The organism is Rhodococcus sp. 05-2254-2, from assembly GCF_002259095.1.
GTDB lineage: Bacteria > Actinomycetota > Actinomycetes > Mycobacteriales > Mycobacteriaceae > Rhodococcoides.
This window is the reverse complement of the sequence record NZ_NOZJ01000022.1, coordinates 54,372-81,058: the sequence shown is the minus strand read 5'-3', so window position 1 is coordinate 81,058 and position 26,687 is coordinate 54,372. Positions and strand designations below refer to the sequence as shown.

The window sequence follows — 26,687 nt, the reverse complement described above, 5'->3', positions numbered from 1 at the left end:
ACCGACGTGAACAACCCTGCGCGAGATCACCCCACCCGGCCGCGCGAGACCTTCAGCGTCAGGGGCACGAAGATCGCCAGCAGCACAATGGAGACGATGAAGGAGTAGAGCATCGGATTCGAGGACGCCCAGGTCACCGGTTCGTTGATCAACGTCGACGGTGCGATTGGATTGCCGAACGCCTCGCGGGTGGCGCGGGCCACCGAGGTCACCGGGTTCCATTGCGCGAATATTCGCAGTGGCCCGGGCAGCGTCGCCGACGGGATGAAGGCCGACGAGATGAAGGTCAGCGGAAACACGATGATCATCAGAACGCTCTGAGCGCTTTCGGCTGTTGCCGAGATCAATCCGACGACGGCACCCATCCACGACATCGCGAAACCGAAGAACACCAGCAGGGCAATCGCTCCCAGAGCGGAACTCAGTGATCCGTTGATGCGCCATCCGACGACGAATCCCGCACCGATCATCACGGCGATACTCACCACCGATACCAGCGCGTCGGTGAGAGTGCGCCCCAGCACGATCGCCAACCTCGACATCGGCAGCGAGTGGAATCGTTCGACAATTCCCTCACGACTGTCGGTGGCCAGCCCGATGGCGGTGAACCCAGCGCTGAACACCACGGTTTGCGTGAAGATTCCGCCCATCAGGAACTGTCGATAGTCGCTTCCACCGAGCGCGCCGCCGAGGACGTAGGAGAACAGCAGCACGAACATCAACGGCTGCACCGTCGCACCGAGCAGCAACTGCGGAACGCGCAGGATCACCAACAGATTGCGCTGTGTCATCGTTGCGCAATCGACGAGGAAGCTGCCGATTCCCTCGCGGCGAACGGGTCGCGCGGCCATCGTGGTCATCGAACGATCCTCTCGGCATTCGGGGCACCCGTTTGATGACGACCGGCATCCTCGTCACCGGTCAAGTCGAAGAACACATCGTCGAGATTCGGTGCGCTGACGTACGCATCGTGGACGTCGATGCCCGTCCCGTACAGACGGGACAGGATCAGCATCAGCGACCGCGAGCCGTACGGCGCGTCCGCGGCGAACCAACCCTCGCGGACGGTGGCGGGGTCGGTGCGAACGTTCATGCGAGACAACAACTCTGTCGCCACTCTCAGGCTGTTGGGATTGAGGACCTGTACGTGTGCGCTCGGTACGCGCAGGCGGGACTTCAGTTGCGTCGGCGTGCCCTCGGCGACCACGCGGCCCTTGTCGAACACCACCACGTCGTCGGCCAACCGCTCTGCCTCGTCGAGGTACTGCGTCGTCAGCAGCACCGCGGTGCCGTCCCCGGTCAGTTCTTCGACCACGTCCCAGAGCTCGCCGCGACTGCGCGGATCGAGGCCGGTGGTCGGTTCGTCGAGAATCACCAACGGTGGCCGCGCGACCAAGGCACCGGCCAGGTCGAGACGTCGACGCATACCGCCCGAGTACGTCGACGCCGCCCGTCCCGCAGCGTCCTCGAGGTGGAACATCGCCAGCAATTCCTTGGCTCGCTTGCGGGACCGCGACCCACCGAGCCCGTAGAGCCGACCGAGCATCCGCAGATTCTCGTACCCGGTGAGGCGGCCGTCGACGGCGGCGTACTGCCCGGACAATCCGATCAGCCCGCGCACCGCCCGTGGATTTTCCGCCACGTCGATGCCGGCGACCGTCACCGATCCGCTCGTGGGAGCGCTGAGGGTCGCGATGATGCGCACCGCGGTGGTCTTGCCCGCGCCGTTGGGACCCAACACCGCGGTCACCGTCCCCGCGGGCACCACCAGGTCGACGCCGCTGAGCGCCACGTGATTGCCCTTGCGGCCCACGTACTCCTTGACGAGGTTCCGTACCTCGACCACTGTCTCGCTCATCGGTATTGCCCCGATGCGGCTGCCGGAGTGCGTGACTCGATGCCGCGTGCCACCTCGGCCAGGGCCTTCGGGGTACCCATCTCGTTGTGGGTGGTCGGAACCGGGTGATCTGAGATGGTCCCACCGACGAATTGTCGCCATTCCCAGGGGGATCGAGGCACCCCGCGGTAGCGCGAGGCGGAGAAGAACGTGAGGTCGCCGCCGAAGAACTCGGGCCGATGCTCGTAGCCGAGGCGAACGAAGAGACGGTACCGGTCGTACAGGCGTCGAATCTGATCGTCGTCGAGCAACGTCGCCGCCCCGCCTTGCCTGCGCACCAGCGCGATGGCGTCGTCGAGAGTCAGATCGTCCTCGACCTCGAACTCGCCCACGAACTCGCGCAGCAGGTCCGCCACCGACATCTCCTGCCTCGGTGCCGTCTCCTCGCACAGCGGATACGCGTCGAGAACGATCAGTTCCACTGTCTCGCCCTGCTTCTCGAACTCGACGGCCATCGCCTGCGCGATGAGCCCGCCGAGCGACCAGCCCGCGAGACGATACGGCCCCTCGGGGAACTCCGTGCGGATCGCGTTGACGTAGTCGCGCGCCATCTCCTTCACCGATTCCGGTTCCGGTGCGGTGGTCACGATTCCGCGGGCCTGAATTCCGACGACGGGAGTATCCGCATCCAGATACGGAAGAATCCCGGTGTAGCTCCACACCAGTCCGATGGCCGGATGAATGCAGAACAGCGGTGTCCGATCGGACGATCCTCCGCGCAGCGGTATCAGGACGTCGAACGGAGACCGCGGACGCAGAGTCACCGGAGCCTGTTGGGCGGCGACACCGCTGTGGCCCAGCGCATCGAGTCGGGCCGCGATCGCGTCAGGCGTGGCGACGTCGAAGAACCACGTCACGTCCACTCGATCTCGATCGGAATCGGCCACCTGCTCACGCAGCGTATCCATCACCATGACTGCGGCCAGGGAATTGCCGCCGAGGGCGAAGAAATCGGAGTCCGCGTCGACGGTGTCGACATCGACCGCAAGCACGGCCGCAAAAGCTGATCGCACCGAATCGACCGTCGACCCGGCGGGGCGCGCGACGGTGGCGGTCGCCGGTCCCGCCGCGAGCGCGACCCGATCGACCTTTCCGTGTGAGGTGAGGGGGAGCCTGTCGTGCAGCACTATTCGCGCGGGCACCAGATGTCGGGGGAGTACCTCGGACATATCCGCCCGCAGGTGATCTACATCGACGACGTCCGTGGTGCTCACGTGCGCGACGAGTGACGATCCGGTCGCGGTGTCCTCGACGAGCACCACCGCGGACTGCACCGACGGGTTCGCCGACAGCACAGCCTCGACCTCGGCCGGCTCGACTCGAACTCCGCGAATCTTGGTCTGCGAGTCCGACCGTCCGAGAATCCGCAGCTGTGCACCGTCCTGGGTCGAGACGGAGCGAACGAGGTCACCGGTTCGGTAGAGCCGGGAGCCTGCATCGCCGTACGGGTTCGCAACGAATCGGGTCGCCGTCAATGCGGGCCGATCGAGATAGCCCCGAGCCAGTCCGGCACCGGCGATGTAGAGCTCGCCCATGTTCGGTCCGTCCACCCTGCGCAGGTCGGAATCGAGGATCAGCGTCGACGTGCCCGGTACCGCGGATCCGATGTGCGGTGCCACCGCCGCCTTCTGCAGCCCCATCGTTGCCGCGACCGTCGACTCGCTCGGGCCGTACGCGTTGACGAAGCGACGGCCGTCCGCCCAGGTGTCCAGCAGCGCTGCCGACAGCGCCTCGCCTCCGGTGCCGATCGTGGTGACCGACAGCAATGCGTCGGGCGAGAGTGTCCCCAGCGCAGCCGGGGTGATGAAGATCGTGTCGACGCGTTCGCGGCGGATCAGGTTGCCGAGTTGTGTCCCCGCAAAGGTCGACGACGGTGCGACCACACAGGTCGAGCCGCGAACGACGACCAACAGCATTTCCAGAATCGCGGCATCGAACCCCGGCGACGCCACGTGCAGAACCCGGGACCGGGGACCGGTGTCGAACTGGAGCCCCAGCGACACCGCGAATCGCTCGAGCCCGCGATGGGTGACTGCGACCGGCTTCGGCCGACCCGTCGTTCCCGAGGTGTAGACGACGTAGGCGATGTCGTCGGGATGCGGCCGTGGTGCAGGCACATTCCGGTCGACCGGTTCGACGTCCCGAATCGATCTCCACGTCACGTTCTCGCGCGGTAGGTCCGCGTCCGGGCCGTCGCACAGTCCCAGGATCGGAGCCGAATCCTCCAGGATGTAGCGCAACCGCTCGCTCGGGTAAGACGGGTCCAGCGGCAGGACGGCCGCACCGGTTCGCGCGATCGCCCAGAACGCGGTGACCGAGGCCAGGGAACGCTGAGCTGCGAGAGCAACACAGGTTCCCGGCCCCGCACCGGCCCCACGAAGCGAATCGGCCAGGGTGGCAACGGCCTCGTCCAGCTCGCGATAGCTCATCGAACCGTCCGCCGCAGCGACTGCCACCGCATTCGGATCGAGTGAGACGGCCGCGTCGAACAGCGCGCCGAGTGTGGGAGGAGAAAGAACGATCTCCGACGCGTCGAGCAGATCACCGACGGTGCTCGACGGCTCTGCGGCAGCTCGATCGAGTAGTTCGACCAATCGTTGCCCCAGATGACGAACGGTGCTGGGAAGGAACAGGTCTCGCGCGTAGGTGATGCGCACGTCGGCGCTGCCGTCGTGGCTTGGGCGGACGGACACCACGAGGTCGAACGCCGAGGTGGTGATCGGGGCTTCGATCGTGGCGATGGTTCGGTCGCCGGTATCGATCGTCAGCGGCGGTGAATCCTGCACGGCGAGCACGATTTGAACGACGGGATTGCGGGCGGGGTGACGCGGTTGTCCGAGCGCGGACACGACCTCGTCGAACGGGATCATTGCGTGCTCGAACGCGTCGAGGTCGGTGTCGCGTACCGCGGCCAGCGCCTCCGCGAACGACGCGGACCGTGCGAAGCCGGTGCGCAGTGCGAGCGTGTTGACCGCCATGCCCACCATCGAGTCGAGAGCCGTACCACCGCGTCCCGAGTGCGGTGTACCGATCACGACGTCCGTGGTGCTGCCGGCCGAAGTTCCGACGGATGCGAGCGCGGCGAGCGCGGTGTGCACCACCATGAATTCCGAGGACCGGTGGGTTCGGGCGAGGCTGCTCACCCGGGCACGCACCTCGGCGGACATCGGCACCGTGACGGTGGCCGCCCGTCCGGTGGGGGAACTCGGTCGCGACATGTCCAACGGGACGGCGTGTTCGACGGGTGCGTCGCGCAGTGTCTCCGTCCAGTAGTCGAGGCCGGTTACTCGCACTCCGTCGGTCATCGCCGACTCGAGTGCGAGCTGGTACTCGGCGTACTGCAATGGCAGGCTCGGCCAGATCGGGGTGTTGCCACTTTCACGAGTGGTGTACGCGAACAACAGATCAGCAGAGAGCGGGGCGATCGATTCACCGTCGGCGGCGATGTGGTGCACGACCAAAGCCACCACGTGCTCGTCGTCCCCGGTTCGCGCCACCGTGGCTCGCACCGGAAGTTCGATCGACAGATCGAAGCGGTGCGCACCGGCCTGGGCCAGAAGCTCGGTGATCGAGCAGCTTTCGCGCGAGTCCGCGATGCTCACCTCGACTCGTCGCTGCGGCCAAACCCGCTGCACCGGTCCCGTCGGCGTGGTCGGGAACGTGGTCCGCAACGACTCGTGGCGCTGCACCACATCGTTCAGTGCCTCTTCCAGCACATGGGGGTCGAAGGCTCCGGTGACGCGGAGGCCGCCCACGATGTTGTACGCCGTTGCCGTCGAGGCGATTCGGCTCGTGATCCACATGGCCTGCTGCTGGGGTGACAGAGGGATCGACGGGCCCCTCGTGGAGCGAACGCTCTCGATCAGTTCGGTGGTGAGCCAGTGTGACCGTTGTATCGAGTCCTCGGGGCCCTCTTGTGCCGTGTCGAGGTGCGCGGCAAGCTCGGCAACCGTGGGGTTGTCGAAAATCGCCCGAACCGGGACGTGGTGGTCCAGGCTCTCGCCGATCCGGGTGGCGTATCGCGTCGCGGACAGCGATGTGCCGCCGAGGGCGAAGAAGTCGGCCGAAGTTCCCACCGACGGTACGTCGACGATCTCGGACAGAATCTGCAGCAGAGCCGATTCGAGTTCTGTTCGCGGCTCGTCGTCGACGGAGGTGACGTCGAACGACGGTGCAGGCAAGGCAGATCGGTCCAATTTGCCGACCGGGGTGAGCGGGATGGCGTCGAGGACCACGATCCGGGCGGGCACCATGTGTCGGGGCAGCCGCTCGCGGACGATGCGCGTCACGTCACCGACGTCGACGGTGTCCTCACCGTGCACGTAGGACACGAGCACGGTCTCTCCGGATGGGGAGGTGGTCGTCGTCGTCACGGCGAGATCGACCCCGGGTATCGCACCGAGAACGCCGTCGATCTCACCCAATTCGATTCGCAGACCGCGGATCTTGACCTGGAAGTCGCTGCGTCCGACGATCTTGACCGTCGAGTCGTGTGCGCCGTCGACGTACGCGAGATCTCCCGTGCGGTACATCCGTGACCCGGGAGGGCCGAATGGATCAGCGACGAATTGGGTGGCCGTCAGCGCGGGACGATCGACATATCCGCGCGCGAGTTGTCCACCGGACAGGTGCAATTCACCGGTGACGCCACTCGGTACCGCAGACAGTCGGGTGTCGAGAACGGTCGCGCGGACGCCGGCGACCGGCATCCCGATGGATACGTCCCGGGTCGGTTCGAGAACCGGAAGATGGGTGGAGATGGTGGATTCGGTCGGCCCGTAGACGTTGACGATACGACGGCCTGCCGCTGCGATCGCGAGCAACTCCGGCCCGAAGTTCTCGCCTCCGATGCCGATCGTGGTCATCGACGACAGCTGCGGACCGGTGAGGTCGAGGGTGGCCAGCACCGACGGCGTCAGGAAGCAGTGCGACACCTGGTGGACGTCGATCACCGCTTCGAGTTCTTCCGCACCGACGATGTCGGCGGGAGCGACCGTCAACGTCCCGCCCGAGCGAATTGCGAGTGCGATCTCGAGCATCGACGCGTCGAAACTCGGTGAGGCGAAGGCCAATACGCGTGAACGCGAATCGGCCCCGAACGCGCGTACCAGCTCGGCCCCGGCGTCGGAGTAGGCCTGCCGGGAGATTTCGACGCCCTTCGGAGTGCCGGTGGTTCCCGAGGTGTAGATGACGTACGCCGCATTGGCTGCAGACACCGCCGGGGCATCGCGGCCGTACGTCCCGGCATGGGCGAACAGCGAGTCCAGCGTCATCCAGAAGTCGTTCGAACCATCGGTGCGCAGGTGCGTGAGACCGACGACGGCGCGGCTGTCGCGAACCATGAATTCGCGGCGGTCCTCCGGGTAGGCGGGATCGACCGGTACGTACACGCCTCCCGAGCGAGCGACGGCAAGCACGCACAGCACCGATTCCATGGAGCGAGGCAACATTCCGACGACTCTGGTCTCGGCCCGCACACCTCGACTGCGAAGAGTCGCGGCCCCGCGAGTGACGAGTGCGTCGAGATCGCCGTACGTCATGGATCGCTCGTCTTCCACCAGTGCCACGGCGGTCGGCGAACGCCGCGCGCAGTCTCGCAGTGCGCGGTCGATGCTGACGCCCCATGGATCGGCTCGACCGCTGAGCATCGGCAGCAGCCTCGCGCGTTCGCATGGAACCAGCACGTCGATTCGGTGGATCGGACGGTCGGGTTCGGCGGTCATCTGGGCGAGTACCGACGTCAGACGCTGCAGTAGCGCGTCGGCGGTGGGCTCGTCGTAGAGGTCCCGGGCGTAGGTCAGCACGATCGTCGTCTCGTCGGGTCTGGAGGCCGAACGGGCGAGAACCACTTCGAGGTCGTACTTGGTGACGGGCAGATCGATGCCGTACGCGCTCACGGTTCCGCCGCCGATCTCCATGTCGACATCGGGGGTGACGCGGTCGGTCAACATCACCTGGAACAGCGGGTGGCGACCGGGCAGGCGGACCGGATCCAGATGCTCGACCAGGGAGTCGAAGGGCATGTGTCCTCGAGAGAGCGCCTCGATGTCGACACCTCGGACCGCGAGCACGTGCTCGTGCACGGAATGGCTCGGCGTGACCTCGGTGCGCAGGACAACAGAGTTGACGAACATTCCGACCACGCGGTCGAGGTCGGGATGCCCGCGCCCCGCCACAGCGGTACCGATCACCACATCGTCGCCGACACCCGAACGGGACATCAGCAGCGCCAACGCGGCGTGCACGACCATGAACTCCGTCGATCCGGTGCCTGCAGCCAGGCGATCGATGGCAGCCTTCGCGTCGGGGCTCAGCACGGTGGAGACGGCCCCGCCGAGGCCGGTCGGCGTACTGGGACGGGCGCGCATCGTGCCCGGTGGACGGGTGTCGGGAAGGCCCGCGAGAGTATCGGACCACCACGTCCGGAGAGCACTCAGCGACGAAGCGGTGTCGGTGGCCTCGCCCAACTGGGCACGCTGCCACGCGACGGCATCGGCGTACTGGACCGACAGTGAATCCCACTGCGGTGCAGTGTCTTCCAATCTCGCCCGGTAGGCCTCGCCGATGTCGGCAGCCAAGACGCCGAGTGACCACCCGTCGACGCAGATGTGGTGCAGGACGATCGCGACGACGTGTTCGTCGCGGTCCGGTAGCGAGATCACTCGGCCACGAAGTGGCAGATCGTGTTCGAGATCGAAGGGGCGCGTAGCGATCTCGGACAGGGAGTCGAGCAGTGCTGTGTCATCGACATCAGCGCCGTCGATGGTCACGGCATCGAACGGCAGAGGATTCTCGGTGCTCGGGGCGTCCAGGATCAGCTGTAGGGGAACATCTTCGGACGGGTCGATGCGGAAGACGGTGCGCAAGCTCTCGTGGCGCCGGACGACGTCCTCGAGTGCCAGCCGAATGGCGGGGATATCGAGCTCGCCGCGGACTCGAAGAGCGAGCGGAATGTGATACGCGGCCGACGGCTGGTAGCGCTCGATCCACCACATGCTGCGCTGCGAGGGCGAGGCGGGCAACGGCTCTGTACGCGAAACAGCAACCGGTGCCGTGGATCCAGCGTCGTCGGCGAGGTCGACGACGGCGGCGGCCAGTCGCTCGACCGTCGAATGCAGAAAGACCTCGCGCACGCCGACGCGGTACCGGCCGTCGGCGGCGAGGCGAGCGGCGACGACGGTGGCGAGCAACGAGTTGCCGCCGAGGGCGAAGAAGTCGTCCGTGGCCGACACCGACGGCACGTCGAGTACCTCCGAGAACACCTGGGCGACAATGACTTCCTGCGGTGATTCAGGCTCGCGCCGATCGGCCACGACCTGTTCGACGGGCTCGGGAAGCAGGCGGCGATCGACCTTGCCGTTGGCGTTCAACTCGAACGCATCGAGCACGTTCACGCGGTGGGGCACCATGTACGCGGGGAGAACGCCGACGAGCGAGGCGGTCACCTCGTCGGGGTCGAGCACCGCATCGGTCTCTGCGACGACATAGCCTACGAGGGTGCGGGCCACCCCGTCGCCGTGCACGACCACGACGGCGTCACTGACCTGTGGGTGGGCGCGAAGTGCCTCCTCGATCTCACCGAGCTCGATCCGGAACCCACGCACCTTGACCTGATGGTCGCGTCGGCCGATGTAGGTGAGTTCTCCTGTGGCAGTCCATCTGACGAGATCGCCGGTTCGGTACAGCCGACCCCCTCCGAAGGGGTCGGCCACGAATCGGCTCGCTGTCAGTCCGCGTCGATCGTGGTAGCCACGCGCCACCCCGGTCCCGCCGATGTAGAGCTCGCCCACGCATCCCGGGGGAGTCGGGTCGAGTCGGCGGTCCAACACGTAGGCCCGAATACCGGCGATAGGACGCCCGAGCGCAACTTTCTTTCCTGCCGCGAGCGGGCCGAGGGTGACGGCGACCGTGGTCTCGGTGGGGCCGTAGACGTCGACCATCCGCCGTCCGGGAGCCCAGTCGTCGACCAGCGCGGCAGGCACGGCGTCGCCGCCGACTCCGATCGAGACGAGTGTCGACCCGGCGGCGGGGGAGACCGTCGCCAGCGCGGACGGCGTGATGAACCCGGCGTCGATGCAGTGCTCGGTGAGCAGCGCCCCGAGTTCGTCGCCGCCGTACACCCCGGTGGGCAGCACCACGAGGGTTCCGCCGGCACCGAAAGCCAGGAACATCTCGAGCACGGATGCGTCGAAACCCGGTGACACGAAGTGCATCACCCGTGACCCGACGATCGTGGCGTGGGCCGCGATGGCCGCGTCGGCGATGGGGCCGATACCGCGATGGGTGACGGCAACGCCTTTGGGGACGCCGGTGCTGCCGGATGTGTAGATCACGTACGCGAGATGATCGAGAGTGAGTGGGGCGAGGCGGTCGGCGTCGGTGATCGCACCGTCGGTGAATCCACGTGCGGGATCGTCCTCGACGAGGATCCAGTCGATCTCGGACGGCAGTCGGCCGTGCATGTCTCGCGTCGTCACACCGACGCGCGCGCCACAGTCCGCCAGCGTGCGCTCGATGCGATCGAGTGGATGCGCAGGATCGATCGGTACGTACGCACCGCCTGCCTTGGTGATGGCCCACACTATGGTCACGGATTTGTGCGAGCGTGGGAGTACCACGGCCACAGGCACGTCCGGGCCGACCCCCATCGAGATCAGCTGGCGTGCGAACGCATTCGAGCGACGGTCGAGCTCGCGGTACTCGACCACGGTGTCACCATCGACGACCGCGGGACGATCCGCCGCACGACGCACACCGCGGCCGAAGATTTCCGGCAGGGTTGCCAGAGCAGCAGGCGCACCGCCGCTCCACTCGTCAAGCAGGAGTCGATGATCCGAGTCGGTGAGCACGCCGATGGAGTCGATCGGGCAGTCGGGTTGCCGGGTTGCGAACTCGTGCAGGAATCGAGCGAAACGCGCACTGTGCATTTCGATGTCGGCCAGCTCGTACGTGGCAGGGTTGCCCTCGATGTCGACGCGCATCTGCCCGTTGTCGGAGTTCGTGTGCAGGGTGACGGCCATGTCTGCCGTCGGACCCGAGGTCAACAGGTCCAGCCGCGCGTCCAGATCGCCCAGCCGAATCCGGTCACCGAACAGCATCGGGTTGATGGTCGGCCCCAGGGTTGCCCCCGAGGCCCGCAGGTCTCCGGCGATCTCCGCCGCGGGGAGCAGCTGGTGCCGAAGAGCACCTCCGATGCGATGGCCGATGTTCTCGATCAGATCGGCAATGGTGGTCGTCGATCCGACTCGGGCTCCGATGGGAACGGCGTTCGCCGTCATGGATGCAGATGATCTCGCCCAGGCGGTGACGCGGGCAGCCATCGGAAGGGTGAGAACGACGTCGTCGGTGTCGGTAGCGCGGGCGAGGTACGCCGCGAAAGCCGCGACCACCAGAGCGGCGACGGTGGTTTTGTACGTTCCGGCGGCACTGGCAAGGGCTTGGTCGGTCTGCAGGTCCAGCGTCCTGTTGCACCGATGATTGAACGACGACGGTTCGGCCGTGCGGCCGGAGAACGACACCGGTTCCGGGAGTTCTGCCGCCACTGCCGCCCAGTACGCACGGTCCTTCTCGATTCGTGCCGACGCCCGATACACCGCCTCGGCCTCGACGAATGCGCGCGGGTGCCTCGCCCTGCGCGGCGGTGGAATCTCGCCGCGTTCGAGTGCCGAGTAGACCTCGCCGGTACGGACGGCGACCACTGCCGAACCGAATCCGTCGATCACGGTGTGGTGTGCTCGTGCGTACCAGAAGTACCGTAGGTGACCGACTTTCAGGACCGCCGACCTGGACAGTGGTGTCGAGTACAGGTCGATCCGAGCGGTGAACTCTGCGTTCATCCAATCGCGTGCGGCCGCGATCGGGTCGGGAGAGCCGGTGAGGTCGTGGTACTCGAGTTCGGTGGGCAGAATCGCTGCATCGACGAACTGACGCACGGTCTGCGGACCATCTCGGCCGTCGCCGGGGGCGAGGAGTCGGGTCAACAGCGAACCCGTTTCGGCGGCGGTGATGCGCACCGAGTCGACGAGGAGATCGAAATTCAGGTCGCCACGGACGTCCATGTAGTGCGCAACGCTGTGTGCGGCATGCGGATGCAACTGCTGTGCCAGCCACATCGCGTACTGCGAGGACGTCAACTCGAACGGATCTTCGTAGTCGTCGTCCAACGTCACGAACCCGAGTACCTGATTTGAATCGGTCACCATTACCCCCGCGCAACTGTGCGCCCCGTCGTATCCCACTTGCTCGGAACCCCGATGGAACGGTAGCAAACTCCGCGTAGGTTGGAACGGCTCTTTACGTACCGACGTGCAGTGAAACTGGTTTATTACTGAACTCGAGGTTTGTTTAGCCAGTCTCGGCAAATATCTTGTGTAGCAACGCTCGGCGGTGTAGGAGTCAGGAAATGGACGCCGAAGACCGCCCCGAGCGGGCGCTCGGGGCGGTCGGCCACGGTGTTCCGAACGGTGCCGCTACACCAGCTCGATGACGTTCAATGCCCCGTCGGCATGCGAGCTACGCAGTCGCTTCTTGTCGTATTTGCCGACGCTGGTTTTCGGGACCTCGTCGATGAAGGTCCATCGCTCCGGCAGCTGCCAATGCGCGACGCGGCTGTCGAGGAACTCCTTGAGTTCTTCGGCTGTCACCGATGCGCCCTCGCGGACGACTACGGCCACCAGGGGCCGCTCGTCCCACTTCGGATCGGGCACTCCGATCACCGCAGCCTCGCGAACTGCCGGATGCCCCATCACCTGGTTCTCGAGCTCCACCGACGAGATCCATTCGCCCCCGGACTTGATGATGTCCTTGGAGCGATCGGTCAGTCGCAGGTAGCCGCCCTCGGAGATGGTGCCCACGTCACCGGTCCGCAGCCAGCCGTCGTCGAACTTGTCGTCTGCGTCGGCGCGGTAGTAGCTGCCGGTGATCCAGGGGCCACGGACTTCGAGTTCACCGACGGTCTTACCGTCCCACGGCAATACCTCACCGGCATCGCCGACGAGCCGTGCTCGCACTCCGGCGACGAATCTGCCCTGTGTGCAACGCAAGTCGAACTCGTCCTCCGCCGACAGCCCGGCATCGGGCTTGCCGGAGGTACCCAGAGGCGAGGTCTCGGTCATGCCCCAGGCCTGCGAGATGTGCACCCCGTACTTCTCGTGGAACGCCCGCATCAAACTCGGTGGACACGCGGCACCGCCGACCACCACGTCACGCAGACTCGACAGATCGGCCGGGTGCTCGTCCAGGTGAGCGAGCAGGGCCTGCCAGATGGTCGGAACGGCCGCCGCCGCTGTCGGACGCAGTGTCGACATCATCTCCGTCAACGGAGCCGGCTGCAGAAACCTGTCGGGCATGATCAACGATGCGCCGACCATCAGCGCTGCGTAGGGCAACCCCCACGACATTGCGTGGAACATCGGCACGATGGCCAAGACCTTGTCGGACTGTGCGATCGCCATCGCGTCGGTCATGCAGGCCTGCATCGAATGCAGGTAGATGGAGCGATGCGAATACACGACTCCCTTGGGGTCGCCGGTGGTGCCCGAGGTGTAACACATTGCGGCAGCTGATCGTTCGTCGAGCTCCGGCCAGTCGAACTCTTCCGGATTGCCCGCGAGCAGGTCCTCGTAACCCACCACCTCGATACCGTCGGGTGCAGTGACCTGCGTCGGGTCGACGCCGACGACGACGAGATGCCGCACGGTCTCGAACGTCGGCAACAGAGGTGTCAGCAGAGGGAGCAGGCTCGCGTCGGCGATGATCACCTGGTCCTCGGCATGGTTGACGATGTAGGTGAGCTGCTCGGGAAAGAGTCGAATGTTCAGCGTGTGCAGCACCGCGCCCATCGCAGGAATCGCCATGTACGCCTCCATGTGCGGGGCGTTGTTCCACATGAACGTTCCGACGCGCTGATCGTCGTCGATGCCGATCGACCGCAGACCGTGCGCCAGTTGCGCTGCCCGCCTACCCAATTCCCCGAAGGTCACCGTGGTCGGACCGGTGTCCGTCCAGGTGGTGATCTCGGCCGAGGAGTGAATGGACGTCCCGAATCGAACCAGCTGGCCGATGGACAGTGGGGTGTCCTGCATGGTGCTCTTCATCGATCTCGCTCCTGAAGTCTCGGCATACACGTCGTTGTGTTGCGCGTCACACCATGCACGATACGGACTTACTCGGACGCGTGGTCTCGGGTACCTCGGATTCGGGCGTCGACCTCGCGAACCATGTCCTGATAGATCTCCGCCGCGGGGTCTATGACCGCGAAGTGGCCCCCGGGTCCTTCGACCGAGCCGACCGAATCCGAGCCCGCCGACGCGGCGGCGTAGTACGCCCGACTGATCTCGAGCAGGTTGGGATCGTCCGATACCGCGCACACCACCAGATGCGGAACTCCGAGCGGAAGCCTCGCGATCGGCGACGATGCCTCGTACGTCTCCTGCGCACCGGCGAATCGCGCACCGATCGCATTCGACACCGCACCCTCACCGAGCCAGCGCTCATCGCCGACCTTCAGATCGAGCACGCCGGCCAGACTCACTGCGAGAGCAGGGGTTACGGCCTTTCCGGCCGAATCGGCTGCGAGGCGCAGAGCGAGTTGACCGCCCGCCGAGTGCCCCATCAGCACTGTTCGGGACAGATCAAGACTGCCGGGTGCCGTCTCCAGCGCCGCCAGAGCGGACGCGACGTCGCCGGTCATCGCATCCCACCCGTGTTCGTCGGGGCGACGATATTCGACGTTCCACGTGGCGTAACCCCGCCCGGTCAGATCGACGGCCATCGCGTCCATCAGGTCGAATTCCCATCGCGAACGCCAGTAGCCACCGTGGATCAGCACGGCGACGGGAAACGGGCCATCGCCCTCGGGTAACCGCTGCTCGACGCGTTGCTCGGGGTGATCCCCGTAGTGCAGGATCGTCCCGGGGTAAAAGCGGTGGAAGTACACGCTGTCGATCGCAAATCGCAGACCGTCGAGCCCGCGGCCGCGAATGTGAGTGCGGATGCCCGGTGATCTGTCCGGTGTGCACTGGCCCAGATCGACTCGAACGACACCGCTGCTGTGCGGCGAAATATCGACCGGGATTCCGTCGCCAGGAACGACGATCGCTTCGTCGAAACCTGATGCGATGTCGACCATTCCGCCCGTCAATCCTCGGGCCGACAGCGCCCTGGCGACCAATTCCTGGGCCGTCGCGAGATCGGCGAACACGCCGGGAGCGGCGACGATGTCGAGGTGCGTCGAGGGGTGCGTCATGGGTTCACGCTACCCAGAAAAGCGTCGACCGAACCCGAGACGGAGTGTCCGGGCTCGGTCGAAGGACGGTGATCAGTTGTCGACGGCCTCGTTCAGTTCGCGCAGACGTGGGAGTGCGCGGTTGGTGAGCAGGTCCTCGCGAGTCTCGGCGGAAACTGCCATGCTGTCCTTCCACAGCGAGCGGCCTGCCATCGCGCCGCGCGCGCCGTTGGCGACCGCGATGCGCACCTGCTCGATGAACGTCTCGTGGTCGACGCCCGCCGACAGCACTGCCCACGGAACACCCTGTGCCGCTTCGGTAACGGCCGCACATGCCTCGGCGGAACCGGGGTAGGGGAGCTTGAGTACCTTGGCACCGCATTCGACCGAGATGCGGGTGGAGTCGGCGATGATCTTGCCGAAGCCGGCCTTGTAGTCCTCGTCCGATTCGCCCTCGAGCTTGTAGGTCAGGATTTCGACGATGAGCAGCAGGCCCTCGGCGGAGCAGGCCTTGACGAGGTCGCGGATCTCCTCGGCGACACGGGAATCGACGCCCTGCCGTTCGGGGCGCATGTAGAACAGCATCTTGGCGACGTCGCCACCGAGGTCGCGTACGACGCGCGGGGTGACTCCGTCGACGTACCGGGTGTACCGCAGTCCATCGGTCTCCTCGAAGCCCGAGGCGTCCATGCCGACGACGAGTGCGGTGTTGCGCGAGAGCACACCCTCGTCGACGATCTTCGGCAGTGCGACCTCGGGGTCGAGCAGGATCGCCGGGGCGTGATTGCCGAGGTAGCGAACCAGATCGGCCTTGGCGTCGGCGAGCTGCTCGAGCGTGACCGAGCCGGGTCCGTCGGGAGCGTCCGTCATGACCGCCTTCATGCCGTTGCGCTGATCTCCGGCGACGATGAGCATGTTGCCGTCGGCGGTGGAGATGGCGGCCATTCCGCGACGCTCGAGGGTGGTGAGTTCGTTCATTGTCTTCTCCTGGTGATGGGTTGGGGATGCGAGCAAGTGAGACAACGTTGTCTCGTTGCAGAAATGTGGGCTCAGATTTCTATGAGCGTCAGTAGTCGCGCAGCGAACAGTGCTGCGCCGTAAGCGGTGTCCTGAGAGCGGGTCGACACCGAGACATCAGGGAGCACCTGCGCGCGGGCATCCCGGACGCTGGCCATGCCCGCCCAACCGCCGGTGAGCAGCGTGGTCCGAGCGGGCGCAACCTCGGCGTCGAGGGCAGCGATGAGGCGGGCGATCTCCTCGTTGCCGTGCAACAGGATCGAACGGAACAGCTCCGCCGAGTTCACCCCGTCGGTGCGCACGGTGATGGACAGCACGCCGTCGTCGTTGCGCGCCCCGGCGATCTCTATCCCGCCGTCGGTGGACGGTCCGGCGGCAGGCAACGCGCACACTCGCTGATCGAGCAGGTCACGCCCGGCGCGGTCGGTGATGTCGCACATCTGCAACGCCCGTCGCATCAACAGTCCGGTCTTGACCCCGGCGACGAGTACGTGTTGGCCAGGAACCACATGCCGCACCGAGTTGATCAGGTGATCGGCCAGACGGCTTCGCGCTGCGGTAGTCAGAGGAGCGTCGAGCACTCGCAGCAGAACCTCGGCGGTGCCCATCGACACGTGATATCGATCGTTGGGGATTGCCCCACCCGATACGGCGGAGACGAGGTGGTCGTGACCGGCCACGGTCAACCGTGCCCCCACGATGGCGTCGGGAAGTGCATGTCCGGTTGCGACCCCCAGGTCGGTGCCTGCGTCGACGAGGGGCGGGATGAACTCGGCCCCGACGCCCAAGTGTGTCAACATCTCCGTCCACGGCTCGCCGGTGTTCTGATCGAGCAGTCCGGTCCGGGAACTCAACGAGTAGTCGGCCACCGCGCGGCCACCGAGGGCCAACACGACGAACTCGGGCAGATTGAACCAGCGCAGTTCGGCCAGGTTCAGTCCGTTGTCGCGGAGGTGCGCGATCTTGACCACTGATACCTGGACGCCGACGGGCAGGCCTGTCTTGCCGGCGAACCGATCACGAAGATCCTGGGGTAGTGAATCGACCTGCTGCTGCCCGCGCGGATCGAACCATGCGAATGCCGGAGCGCGGACAACGTTGTCTTTACCCAGAAGGAAGCCCGTCTCGCCCATTCCGGACACCGCGATCGCATCGATGCGCGACGCGGGATCGCCGGTCACCTCGGGCAGTCGCCGCGCGACGGCGTCGAGCAGATTCGCGATGGTGGCGAGCAGGTCCTCGGCCTCGAGGTCGGTGGTTCCGCCCGGGCCGTGATGCCACGGCGTCGGACTCTGCTCGATGAGCAGTTCGGTTCCGGCCTCGTCGATCACGAGCACCTTGATGCCGGTGCTACCGAGGTCGAGTCCCGCAACGAGTCTGGGATTCACGGGGATGTTCTCATTTCTGTGCAGGTAAGGGGAGTGCATGTGAGAGTCGTTCGACCAGGGTGGTCGGCGCAATCTGTTGCTCGACTTCGAGATAGGGATCATCGAAGCGTTGCACCAGGCGATCGAACGCGAGGGTGCCGATCCGGTATGGATCCTGGTCGATGCATGTGACGGACGGGCTGACAGCATCGGCGAGCGAGAAGTTGCCGAACGAGACCATGGCAACGTCGGTGCGATCGATCTCGTGCAGCACCGATACCACGGCCGTCGCATGCCGTGCGTTGGCGACGAAGAAGGCGGTCGGCGGATTGCGCAGTGCCAGTAGCTTCTTCACTACCGGCCGTACCGAATCTGCGGCGTGCGAGACGGGGGGTGCGAGGGCGGCGTCCGGTGTCTGACCGAGGTCGGTGAGGACGTCGAGGTACGCCTCGCGGCGGAGCTGGGCCGTCTGCAGTCGATCGTCGAAGCCGAGCAACGCAATTCGTGTGTGCCCGCTCGCGACCAGTTTCTCGACGGCGTGCTTGGCGGCACCGTAATCGTCGACGATGACCGAATCGAAGCCCGGGATGGAACGGTCGATGGTCACGGTCGGCAATGTTCGACGCCGAGGCACGAGGAAGTCGCTGTGATCGCCGACAGGCGCGAGGATGATCCCCCGCACGTGTTGACCGGCCAGCAGCGCCAGCTGGTCACGTTCGCGGTGAGCGTCGAACCCGGTGCTGCCGACGATGACGGCCAGTCCGTGTTCGAGAGCGCGATCCTCGACCGCACTGACCAAGGAGGCGAAGAACACGTCGTCGATCGAATCGACGATGATCCCGATGGTGTTTCCCGATCCCGATTTCAACGAGCGCGCAGCGGAATTGGGGACGTAGTTGAGCGTCTGCACCGCGGCCTCGACGCGTTCGCGCAGCTCGGGCAAGACCGTGTCCACGCCGTTGACGACACGGGAGACGGTCTTGAAGCTGACGCCTGCCAATGCGGCGACGTCTTTGATGCTTGCGCGCTCGGTCACGTGAACTCTCGATCGGAGGGATTGTGTTCGCTGTAGCTAAGTGCGAGACAACGTTGTCTTGTATGATTCCCGCTATGCCTCATGTCTGTCAAGACGTTTCCGTGATCGATCGGGATCAACTGCCGGTTCTGGTTGTCGCGGGTGCTGCAGGAAGTGGAAAGACCACCCTCGGACGCGAGCTGGCGCGCCGCTTCGGCACGGCATTGCTAGACCTCGATACACTCACCAATCCACTACTCGATCAACTGGATTCGCTACTGGACGGGCAGCACTGGAACAGTGCAGGGCCGCACGCAGAACGCATTCGTGCCGGCCGGTATGCAGTACTGCTCGCTGCTGCGAGGGACCTCGTGGAAATCGGTCAGCGCCCCGTTCTGGTCGCGCCCTTCACCCGCGAACTGACCGCGGGCACGGAGTGGGAACGACTTGTCACGCAGGTGGCCCCCGCAGCAACGATGGTCGTGCACGTCGACGGCTCGCCGGAGCTGCTGGCGCGTCGGCGGGCGGCCCGCGGGGCAGAGCGCGACGCGCATCGGTCGACGGATCGCCCGGTGGAGAAGCCGCGTGTTCCACATCTACGGATCGATGCCGAATTGTCGACCACACTGCAGGTCGATCTGGTTGCGCATGCGCTCCAGGATCAGTCGCAGCGGTGATCGCTTCCAGGCGTGCAGGATCGGCGTTCGATGAGCTCGACGCCGAGGATATTGCGGCGCTTGAAGCGCTTGCCGGGATTCTCGATTCGGCCGAGTAGTCGCTCGATGGCCAATCGGCCGAGCCGAGCAGGATTCTGGTCGATCACCGTCACCGGCGGCCACACTGCATCCGCCAGCGGGAAGTCGCCAAATCCGACGAACGCCAGATGCAGCAATTCCATCTGCTGCAGCACCGGCACGCATGCCATGGCCACGCGTGCGTTGGACAGAAACAGCGCCGTCGGTGGATCGTCGAGTGCGGTCAATGCGGTCAGGGCGTTGCGGGCATCGTCGCGGCCCATGACGCCGAGCGCAACGAGCGACTCGTCGAACTCGATTCCTTCGGCCTGCAACGACTCTCGATACCCCTCGAGCCGATTCCGGCTGGTAGGAATATTGGCACTGTCACCGATGACTGCGATGCGAGTGTGTCCCAACCGAAGCAGATGATCGGTGGCCAACACCGCCCCGCCGTGATCGTCGTCGACGAAGCTGTCGGCCTTGAGGCCGTCGGGTGCGCGATCGACGAAGACCGTCGGAGTCTTGTCGATCCAGCGCTCCAGGTAACCGTGATCGGAACCCGTCGGCGCAATGATCAAGCCGCTCAACTGTCTACGCAGCAGCGACTCGACCAGAGCCTGCTCCTGGTCACCGTCGTGCCCCAGGCTCGTGACCAACACGGCCATGTCGTCCTCGCGGGCGCGTTCCTCGATGGCTCGTGCGATGGAGGAGAAGAACGGATCGTCGATATCGGGCACGGCCACACCGATCGCTGCCGCTTGACCGTTGCGAAACGACGTCGCCATCGTGTTCGGAACGTAGTTCAGTGAATTCAGGGCATCGGTGACGCGAGCGCGCGTTTCGGGGTCGACGTGCGGATCGTTGTTGTACACCCGTGAGACGGTCTTGGCGCTGACTCCGGCCAGTGCCGCGACATCCTGCATGGTGGTCATGATCTACCCCGTCTGCTCGTCGTCCGCTCGTCATCGACTCGTGTAGCCGCCGTCCACCGGCAACGACACCCCGGTCACCATGGAAGCATCATCGCTCAACAGGAAGGCAATCGGCGCGGCAATCTCGTCCTCGGTGGCCCAGCGCCCCAGCGGCATCTGTGCCAGGAACGGCTCCTCGATCTCCGGACGGCCCCAGTAGAACGCGGACATCTCGGTCATCACGACGGTCGGATTGACTCCGTTGACCCGGATTCCGTGGCGGCCGAGTTCGAGGGCCGAAACCCGAGTGATGTTGTCCAGGGCGGCTTTCGAGGAGCCGTACGAGATGTGGCCCGTCAGGGCGACGAGACTGGCCTGGCTCGACACGTTCACGATTGCTCCAGCACCGGCGGCGATCATCGCGGGGACGGTGTACTTGATGACGAGGAGAGCGCCACGCGCGTTGATGGCGATGACCTTGTCGAAGACGGAGATGTCGGTGTCCTGTGGCGTGGCGATCTCGCCGCCGAAGCCGGCGCAGTTCACCACTCCGTAGAGCTCGAGTCCCTCGACGGCCTCGCGCACGCTGTCCTCGGAGGTCAGGTCGAACGCGAGAGGCTGCGCGCCGGTCTCGTCGGCGAGCTTGTCCAACGTATCCACCGATTGACCGGCTGCGACGACGTCGGCCCCGTCGGCCACCAGTCGTCGCACCGTGGCCGAGCCGATACCGCCGCTGGCACCGGTCACCAAGATCTTCCGGCCGTCGAACTTCGCCATGTGCGCCAACCTTCACTGTTTCCGAATCGGTCATGTCATCGATGTCATCCGCCGCATGTGCATGCTTGATGACATCGGTGTCATGGACGGTACCGTAGCGCCGTTCCGCTGGGTCGAAAATCGAGTAGATCGCAACTATCTCCAGTTCAGAGACGGTACCGCTCGGTCCGATAGCGGGTCGAAGGTGCGGCTTCTGCCGTGGGCAGGATCTGTGCCATGTCACCGGTGACATGAATTTTCACGAAACACGTGACAATGCGGGTTGCGTGGGTCACACTCGTTTACACAACGAGCCCCGCAGGGAGCTCGACCTGCCTCGCAGATCACGATCTCCGACCGTGCTGCACAGGCACCGGTGGGGGTGTTCATCCCGCACCCGACGGTTTTCGATTCGACCAAGGAGTATCCATGGCCAGCGTTGCACCTGTGGCGACACCGATCCTCGAGGCGAGGGGATTGTCGAGGAGCTTCGGAAACGTGCGCGCTCTCGACGACGCCGATTTCGACATCTACCCCGGCGAGGTCGTCGCCCTCATCGGCGACAACGGTGCAGGCAAGTCGACGTTGGTCAAGGCGCTCTCGGGCAGTCTCGCGGTCGACACCGGTGAGATCCTGTTCGACGGCACTGCGGTCGATCTCGACAGTCCCACCGTGGCAGCCGAACTGGGCATCGAGACGGTGTTCCAGGATCTGGCTCTCGCGCCCCACCTGAATGCGCAGCAGAACATGTTCCTCGGCCGGGAACTGCAGGCGAAAGGGCTACTGGGGCACCTAGGGTTTCTCGATGTGTCCACGATGCGCAAGCAGTCGCAGGACGCGTTGAACGAACTCGGAGCCACCGTGCGCAGCCTCACCGTTCCCGTCGGAGCCATGTCGGGTGGCCAGCAGCAGGCCATTGCGATCGCCCGTGCGGTCGCCTGGGCCAAAGGTGTTGTCTTCCTGGACGAACCGAAGGCGGCGCTCGGCGTCGTGCAGACCCGAAACGTTCTCGACACCATTCGCCGCGTGGCGGACAGGGGAGTGGCCGTGGTGTTCATCAGTCACTCGATGCCGCACGTGATCGAGGTCGCCGACCGCATTCAGGTACTGCGGATGGGCAAACGAGTCGCCACTCTCGACGCCAAGAACACGACCATGGAAGAACTCGTCGGCGCGATGACCGGCGCAACCACCGGAGCCACACGATGACCAACCAGACCATCAGCCCGTCCCTCGAGCCGATGCCTCTCGGCGACACACCGTCTCGCCACTCTTTCGATCTCGTCGAAGCGCTCGGTAAGTTGGCCCGGGTTCAGGTGTTCCAGATCGTGCTCGTATTGGCGGCGATCTGCCTGGTGTTCTCGATCATGGCTCCCGGCAGCTTCCCCGAGTGGGGCAACATCCGTCAGATCGTCCAGAACGTATCCATCCTGGCCGTTCTCGGGATCGGCATGACGTTCGTCATCGTCACCAGTGGCATCGATCTCTCGGTCGGCTCCGTTCTCGTCTTCTCCGGCGTCGTCTCGGCCAAGACCATGGCCGCGATCGGCGGCGACGGGTGGGGAGTTGCCGCCGTCGGAATCGTGGTGGCACTGGGGTGTGGACTCTGCTGGGGATTGCTCAACGGTTTCCTGATCGGTAAGGCCAACGTGCCTCCGCTGATCGTGACTCTCGGGACCCTGGGCGGAGCTCTCGGGCTCTCGCAGGTCATCACCGGGGGCGTCGACATCCGCGACGTACCACCGGTTCTGGTCGACACGATCGGCTACGGAAACTTTCCGGCCACCACCATTCCGCTGATCTCGAGCATCGCACTGGTGCTCGTGGTGATCTTCGGAATCGTGCTGCATCGCAACAAGTTCGGCCTCTACACCTTTGCCGTCGGCTCCAAGGAACAGTCTGCTCGGCGCGTCGGCATCAAGGTGGACATGCACCTGGTCAAGGTCTACGCACTCTCCGGCACTCTCGCTGGACTGGCCGGCATTCTGTCCTTGTCGCAGTACGGCACCACCGCCATCGCCGGACAGTCGCAGACCAACCTCAATGTCATTGCGGCAGTGGTCATCGGCGGAACCAGCCTCTTCGGCGGCATCGGAACCATGTTCGGCACCGTCGTGGGACTGTTCATCCCTGCCGTGCTGCAGAACGGCTTAGTCATCGTCGGAGTCCAGCCCTTCTGGCAGCAGGTCGCCGTCGGTGCTGTCCTCATCGCAGCGGTCTACTTCGATCAGCGCCGACGTGACGCAGCGAGCCGAGGTCAATCGCCCAGCTCCCTCAAGAAACTCTGGTCTCGAAGTCCCTAGTTCCGGCCAGCCTCGAAACTCCCTTTACTCAAATCCCTTACAAGGAAGTCGACCATGATCACATCACGCACCGCCGTCGTTGCACTGAGTGTCGCTTCGGTCTCCGCCATGTTCCTGGCGGGTTGTTCGTCCGACTCCGGAAGCGGTGGCGGCAGCAACAACATCGCCTTCATTCAGGGCGTCAGTGGCGACGAGTTCTACATCAGTATGCAGTGCGGAATCGAAGCTGCGGCAAAGGACGCAGGCGTCACAGTCGACACTCAGGGCCCGGTCAAGTTCGATCCCACCCTGCAGAAGCCGATCGTGGATTCGGTTGTCGCATCGCGGCCGTCGGCAATCCTCATCGCGCCCACCGACGTGGCCGCCATGCAGGCACCACTCGAGGCAGCCTCCAGAGCAGGTATCAAGGTCGTACTCGTCGACACCACCCTGGAAGACCCGTCCATCGCGGTCTCCTCGATCTCGTCCGACAACAAGGGAGGTGGGGCAGAAGCGTTCAACGCCATCGAGCAGCTCAACCCATCCGGAGGCAAGGTTCTGGTCATCTCCACCGACCCCGGGATCTCCACCGCCGACGCCCGGGTGGCCGGCTTCGAGGAAGCCGTCGGGGCCAACTCGGCATTCGACTACCTCGGAGTCCAGTACAGCCACAACGACCCGGCCGAGGCTGCTCGTCTGGTCTCGGCCGCTCTGGCGAAGGACCCCGATATCGTCGGAATTTTCGCCGCGAACACGTTCGCGGCCGAGGGCACGGCTACGGGCGTCCGGCAGGCAGGCAAGCAGGATCAGGTCAAGATCGTCGGGTTCGACGCAGGCCCCGCCCAGGTCAAGCAGCTTCGTGAGGGAACAGTGCAGGCGCTGATAGCGCAGCAGCCCGACACCATCGGCACCGACGGTGTCGCGCAGGCCATGGCCGCCATCAACGACGAGCCGGTCACCGCCGACATCTCGACCGGCTTCCATGTCATCACCGCCGAGAACATCGACGGCGAGGGCGCGCAGTACGTCTACAAGTCGTCCTGCTGATCCCTGACGTGTAACCCCCTTCAGCTGCGGTGGTGCTCCTGGTGGCAGACCATGCCCGGGAGCGCCACCGCTCACCACGTTCGTCCGACCCCGAGGACCTGTCATGACCGAGCTTCGCCGCGCGACGTTGGAACACCTGCCCGCGACCGTCGCGAAGCCGGACTACGACTTGGACGAACTGCACTGCGGTGTGGTGCATTTCGGAGTCGGTGCTTTTCATCGCGCTCATCAGGCGGTGTACTTCGATCGGCTTCTCGCGGCCGGCCATCTCGACTGGGCACTGTGTGGAGTGGGAGTGTTGCCGGGAGACAGGAAGATCGGTGACGTCCTCGACTCGCAGGACCACCTCTACACCCTGGTCACGGTGGATCCGGACGGTCGACGCGACGCCCGGGTCATCGGTTCGGTCGCGGATTTCGTCTTCGCGCCCGAGGATCCCCAGGGGGTACTCGATGTGCTCAGCTCACCCGCCACGATGATCGTGTCACTGACGATCACCGAGGCGGGCTACGGCGTGGACGACATCACCGGTGCATTCGAGCCCAGCGATCCTGCAGTGCTCGACGATCTCCGGGACCTCTCGATACCGTCGAGTGTCTTCGGCTTTCTGACCGTTGCGCTCGCCACCCGCCGGTACCACGGGATTCCGCCGTTCACCGTGATGTCGTGCGACAACATCGTCCACAACGGGTCGGTGACCCGAACGGCATTGACCTCCTTCGCCCGTCGGCACGACGCCGACCTGGCAGACTGGATCGACGCATCGGTCGCGTTTCCCAACTCGATGGTCGACCGCATCACCCCTGCTACGACGACCGCAGTCATCGACGACGTGCGCTGCGACTTCGGAATCGACGACGGCTGGCCGGTGCGGTCGGAATCGTTCTCGCAGTGGGTGGTCGAAGACACCTTCTCGTTCGGCCGACCGCCCTTCGGCGAGGTCGGAGTGCAACTCGTCGCCGACGTCGCACCGTACGAACACATGAAACTGCGGCTGCTCAACGGATCTCACCAAGCACTGAGCTATCTCGGTATCCTCGCCGGCTACACCCACGTGCACGAGGTGATGGGAAGTCCCGACCTGTACGAGTTCGTGGCGTCGTACATGCGAACCGAGGCTGCACCGACGCTCGACCCGGTCGACGGAATCGACATCGACACCTACATCGAACAACTGCTGCAACGTTTTTCGAGCCATGCGGTGCGAGACACGCTCGAACGTCAGATCGTCGACGCGTCCGCCCGCATCCCGAAGTTCGTGCTGCCGGTGATCCGCGACCGGCTGGCACAGGACCGATCGGTCGACCACGGAGCACTGGTGCTCGCCGCGTGGTGCGGAGTCCACGAGCGTGGGGACATCCCGATGGTCGACGCGAACGCCGAACACCTGCAGCGTTTGTCGTGGGAGGATCACGACAACCCCGGCGCTTTCCTGGCGAACCCAGCCGTGTTCGGTGATCTGGCGACGAGTCCGCGGCTACGCGGGGCGTACCAAAGGGCCAAGCGCTCGCTTCAGGACAGCGGTGCCCGCGGAGCAGTGCGGCGCGTGCTGGAACAGTCGGTCGGAGTGGGTCAGACCTTGTAGTACACCACCTGGTGGCTCGTGGCCAGCAACGTTCCACCTTCGGTCCACAGTTCTGCCGTCTGATCGAAATAGCCCTGATGGAACCGGCGTGCTCGTGCGGTACCGAGGACGTACCCGTCGGAGTGCTGCTCGAGATCTTCGGGCGTCGCGAAGTAGTGGATCGTCAGCGAGATGGTGCCGGCCGGCACGTAGCGACCGAGGCGCTGAAAGATCCTGGGGTAGAACACATCGCTGAGCGAGGTCAGCGCAGCGAAGTCCACCGGACGTGGCGGTGTGTCGCGGATCCACAGTGTCTCGGTCGAGTCCGGTGATTCCTGGTCGTTCAGAGCGCCTGCAACGAAACGCATCTCGTAGTTCTGCGCCCAGGCGATCGCGTCGGGAAAGTTGCCTCGGGGCGTCTCGGCGGGGGAGGCGACGGCCGGTGCCACGGCCTCGGTGTTGTCCCACGTCTCGCGCCTGGTTCCGAACACCGCCGTAGCCGTAGTTGCGACGGCACCGTCCTGGACGAGTTCGAGGTACCAGTGCTGATTGCTCCGGTTGGTTCGCACGGCGCGCGCCGAGATCTCGAATTCGCCCTCGGCCACCGGACCGGCGAAGTTGACCGTCAGCGAGACCTGTGATCCGAGGCATTCCGGATGCCGTTCGATGGCTCGGATGAACGTCGCAGCAGTGATGCCACCGAACGGGCCGACCATGTTGTTGTACGGCGGTGATGTCCTGCCGCGATACGTGCCGTCGCCGACGGTCTCGAGGGCGACTGCTGTGTCGAACGGATGCATTGTTCTCCCGTAGGTCTCTATCGTCGTTCGTGCCGATTCAAACTATCCGGCCCACTCGGGCGGTACGCA

At 65.1% G+C, this 26,687-nt stretch carries 16 protein-coding genes; 5 read left to right on the top strand and 11 right to left on the bottom strand.

The genetic code is table 11. The features are described 5' to 3' along the window. Positions 1-26: 26 nt before the first annotated feature. The 8 genes from CH283_RS26940 to CH283_RS26905 form a co-directional block, all read right to left on the bottom strand. Complete coding sequence (locus CH283_RS26940; protein WP_094639976.1) at positions 27-860, bottom strand: ABC transporter permease; 834 nt, start codon at positions 858-860, stop codon at positions 27-29. Then, positions 857-1,858 (bottom strand): ABC transporter ATP-binding protein, encoded by a 1,002-nt coding sequence (locus tag CH283_RS26935; protein WP_094639977.1) that lies wholly within the window; start codon positions 1,856-1,858, stop codon positions 857-859. The genes CH283_RS26940 and CH283_RS26935 overlap by 4 nt, the downstream gene beginning before the upstream one ends. Beyond that, complete coding sequence (locus CH283_RS26930) at positions 1,855-12,096, bottom strand: non-ribosomal peptide synthetase (protein WP_176460536.1); 10,242 nt, start codon at positions 12,094-12,096, stop codon at positions 1,855-1,857. Before CH283_RS26930 ends, CH283_RS26935 begins: the two co-directional genes overlap by 4 nt. 270 nt (positions 12,097-12,366) lie before the next feature. Continuing rightward, positions 12,367-13,992 (bottom strand): long-chain fatty acid--CoA ligase, encoded by a 1,626-nt coding sequence (locus CH283_RS26925; protein ID WP_094639979.1) that lies wholly within the window; start codon positions 13,990-13,992, stop codon positions 12,367-12,369. Positions 13,993-14,060: 68 nt separating this feature from the next. After that, on the bottom strand, positions 14,061-15,143 hold the full coding sequence (locus CH283_RS26920) for an alpha/beta hydrolase (protein ID WP_082898557.1): 1,083 nt from the start codon (positions 15,141-15,143) through the stop codon (positions 14,061-14,063). 72 nt (positions 15,144-15,215) lie between these two features. Beyond that, positions 15,216-16,100, bottom strand: coding sequence for a tagatose-bisphosphate aldolase (locus CH283_RS26915; RefSeq protein WP_094639980.1), 885 nt, complete (start codon positions 16,098-16,100; stop codon positions 15,216-15,218). Between the two features lie 71 nt (positions 16,101-16,171). Beyond that, positions 16,172-17,527 carry an FGGY-family carbohydrate kinase gene (locus CH283_RS26910; RefSeq protein ID WP_217901146.1) on the bottom strand — a complete coding sequence of 452 codons (1,356 nt, stop codon included), beginning with the start codon at positions 17,525-17,527 and terminating at the stop codon, positions 16,172-16,174. Between the two features lie 10 nt (positions 17,528-17,537). Further along, the gene (locus CH283_RS26905; protein WP_094639982.1) at positions 17,538-18,542 is read right to left on the bottom strand and encodes a LacI family DNA-binding transcriptional regulator; all 1,005 of its coding nucleotides are present in this window, start codon (positions 18,540-18,542) and stop codon (positions 17,538-17,540) included. 101 nt (positions 18,543-18,643) lie between these two features. Here CH283_RS26905 and CH283_RS26900 point away from each other — a divergent pair, with 101 nt between their 5' ends. After that, positions 18,644-19,198 (top strand): AAA family ATPase, encoded by a 555-nt coding sequence (locus CH283_RS26900; RefSeq protein ID WP_176460535.1) that lies wholly within the window; start codon positions 18,644-18,646, stop codon positions 19,196-19,198. On the opposite strand, the gene CH283_RS26895 is transcribed toward CH283_RS26900, so the two are convergent. Together CH283_RS26895 and CH283_RS26890 are read right to left on the bottom strand one after the other, a co-directional pair. Further along, positions 19,183-20,190 carry a LacI family DNA-binding transcriptional regulator gene (locus tag CH283_RS26895; protein ID WP_068046994.1) on the bottom strand — a complete coding sequence of 336 codons (1,008 nt, stop codon included), beginning with the start codon at positions 20,188-20,190 and terminating at the stop codon, positions 19,183-19,185. The genes CH283_RS26900 and CH283_RS26895 overlap by 16 nt on opposite strands. A 30-nt stretch (positions 20,191-20,220) precedes the next feature. Then, positions 20,221-20,946 carry an SDR family oxidoreductase gene (locus tag CH283_RS26890; RefSeq protein WP_094639984.1) on the bottom strand — a complete coding sequence of 242 codons (726 nt, stop codon included), beginning with the start codon at positions 20,944-20,946 and terminating at the stop codon, positions 20,221-20,223. 408 nt (positions 20,947-21,354) lie between these two features. On the opposite strand from CH283_RS26890, the gene CH283_RS26885 reads away from it, so the two are divergent. The 4 genes from CH283_RS26885 (at position 21,355) to CH283_RS26870 (ending at position 25,839) form a co-directional block, all read left to right on the top strand. Next, entirely contained in the window at positions 21,355-22,134 is a 780-nt protein-coding gene (locus CH283_RS26885) for an ATP-binding cassette domain-containing protein (RefSeq protein ID WP_094639985.1), read from the top strand. Beyond that, positions 22,131-23,228, top strand: a complete 1,098-nt coding sequence (locus CH283_RS26880; RefSeq protein ID WP_255183366.1) for an ABC transporter permease — start codon at positions 22,131-22,133, stop codon at positions 23,226-23,228. Before CH283_RS26885 ends, CH283_RS26880 begins: the two co-directional genes overlap by 4 nt. 54 nt (positions 23,229-23,282) lie before the next feature. Beyond that, entirely contained in the window at positions 23,283-24,254 is a 972-nt protein-coding gene (locus CH283_RS26875; RefSeq protein ID WP_094639986.1) for an ABC transporter substrate-binding protein, read from the top strand. A gap of 103 nt (positions 24,255-24,357) precedes the next feature. After that, positions 24,358-25,839, top strand: coding sequence for a mannitol dehydrogenase family protein (locus tag CH283_RS26870; RefSeq protein ID WP_094639987.1), 1,482 nt, complete (start codon positions 24,358-24,360; stop codon positions 25,837-25,839). On the opposite strand, the gene CH283_RS26865 is transcribed toward CH283_RS26870, so the two are convergent. Further along, positions 25,827-26,618: an acyl-CoA thioesterase gene (locus CH283_RS26865; RefSeq protein ID WP_094639988.1), complete on the bottom strand. Its 792-nt coding sequence runs from the start codon at positions 26,616-26,618 to the stop codon at positions 25,827-25,829. The two genes, CH283_RS26870 and CH283_RS26865, sit on opposite strands and share 13 nt — an antisense overlap. Positions 26,619-26,687: the final 69 nt, after the last annotated feature.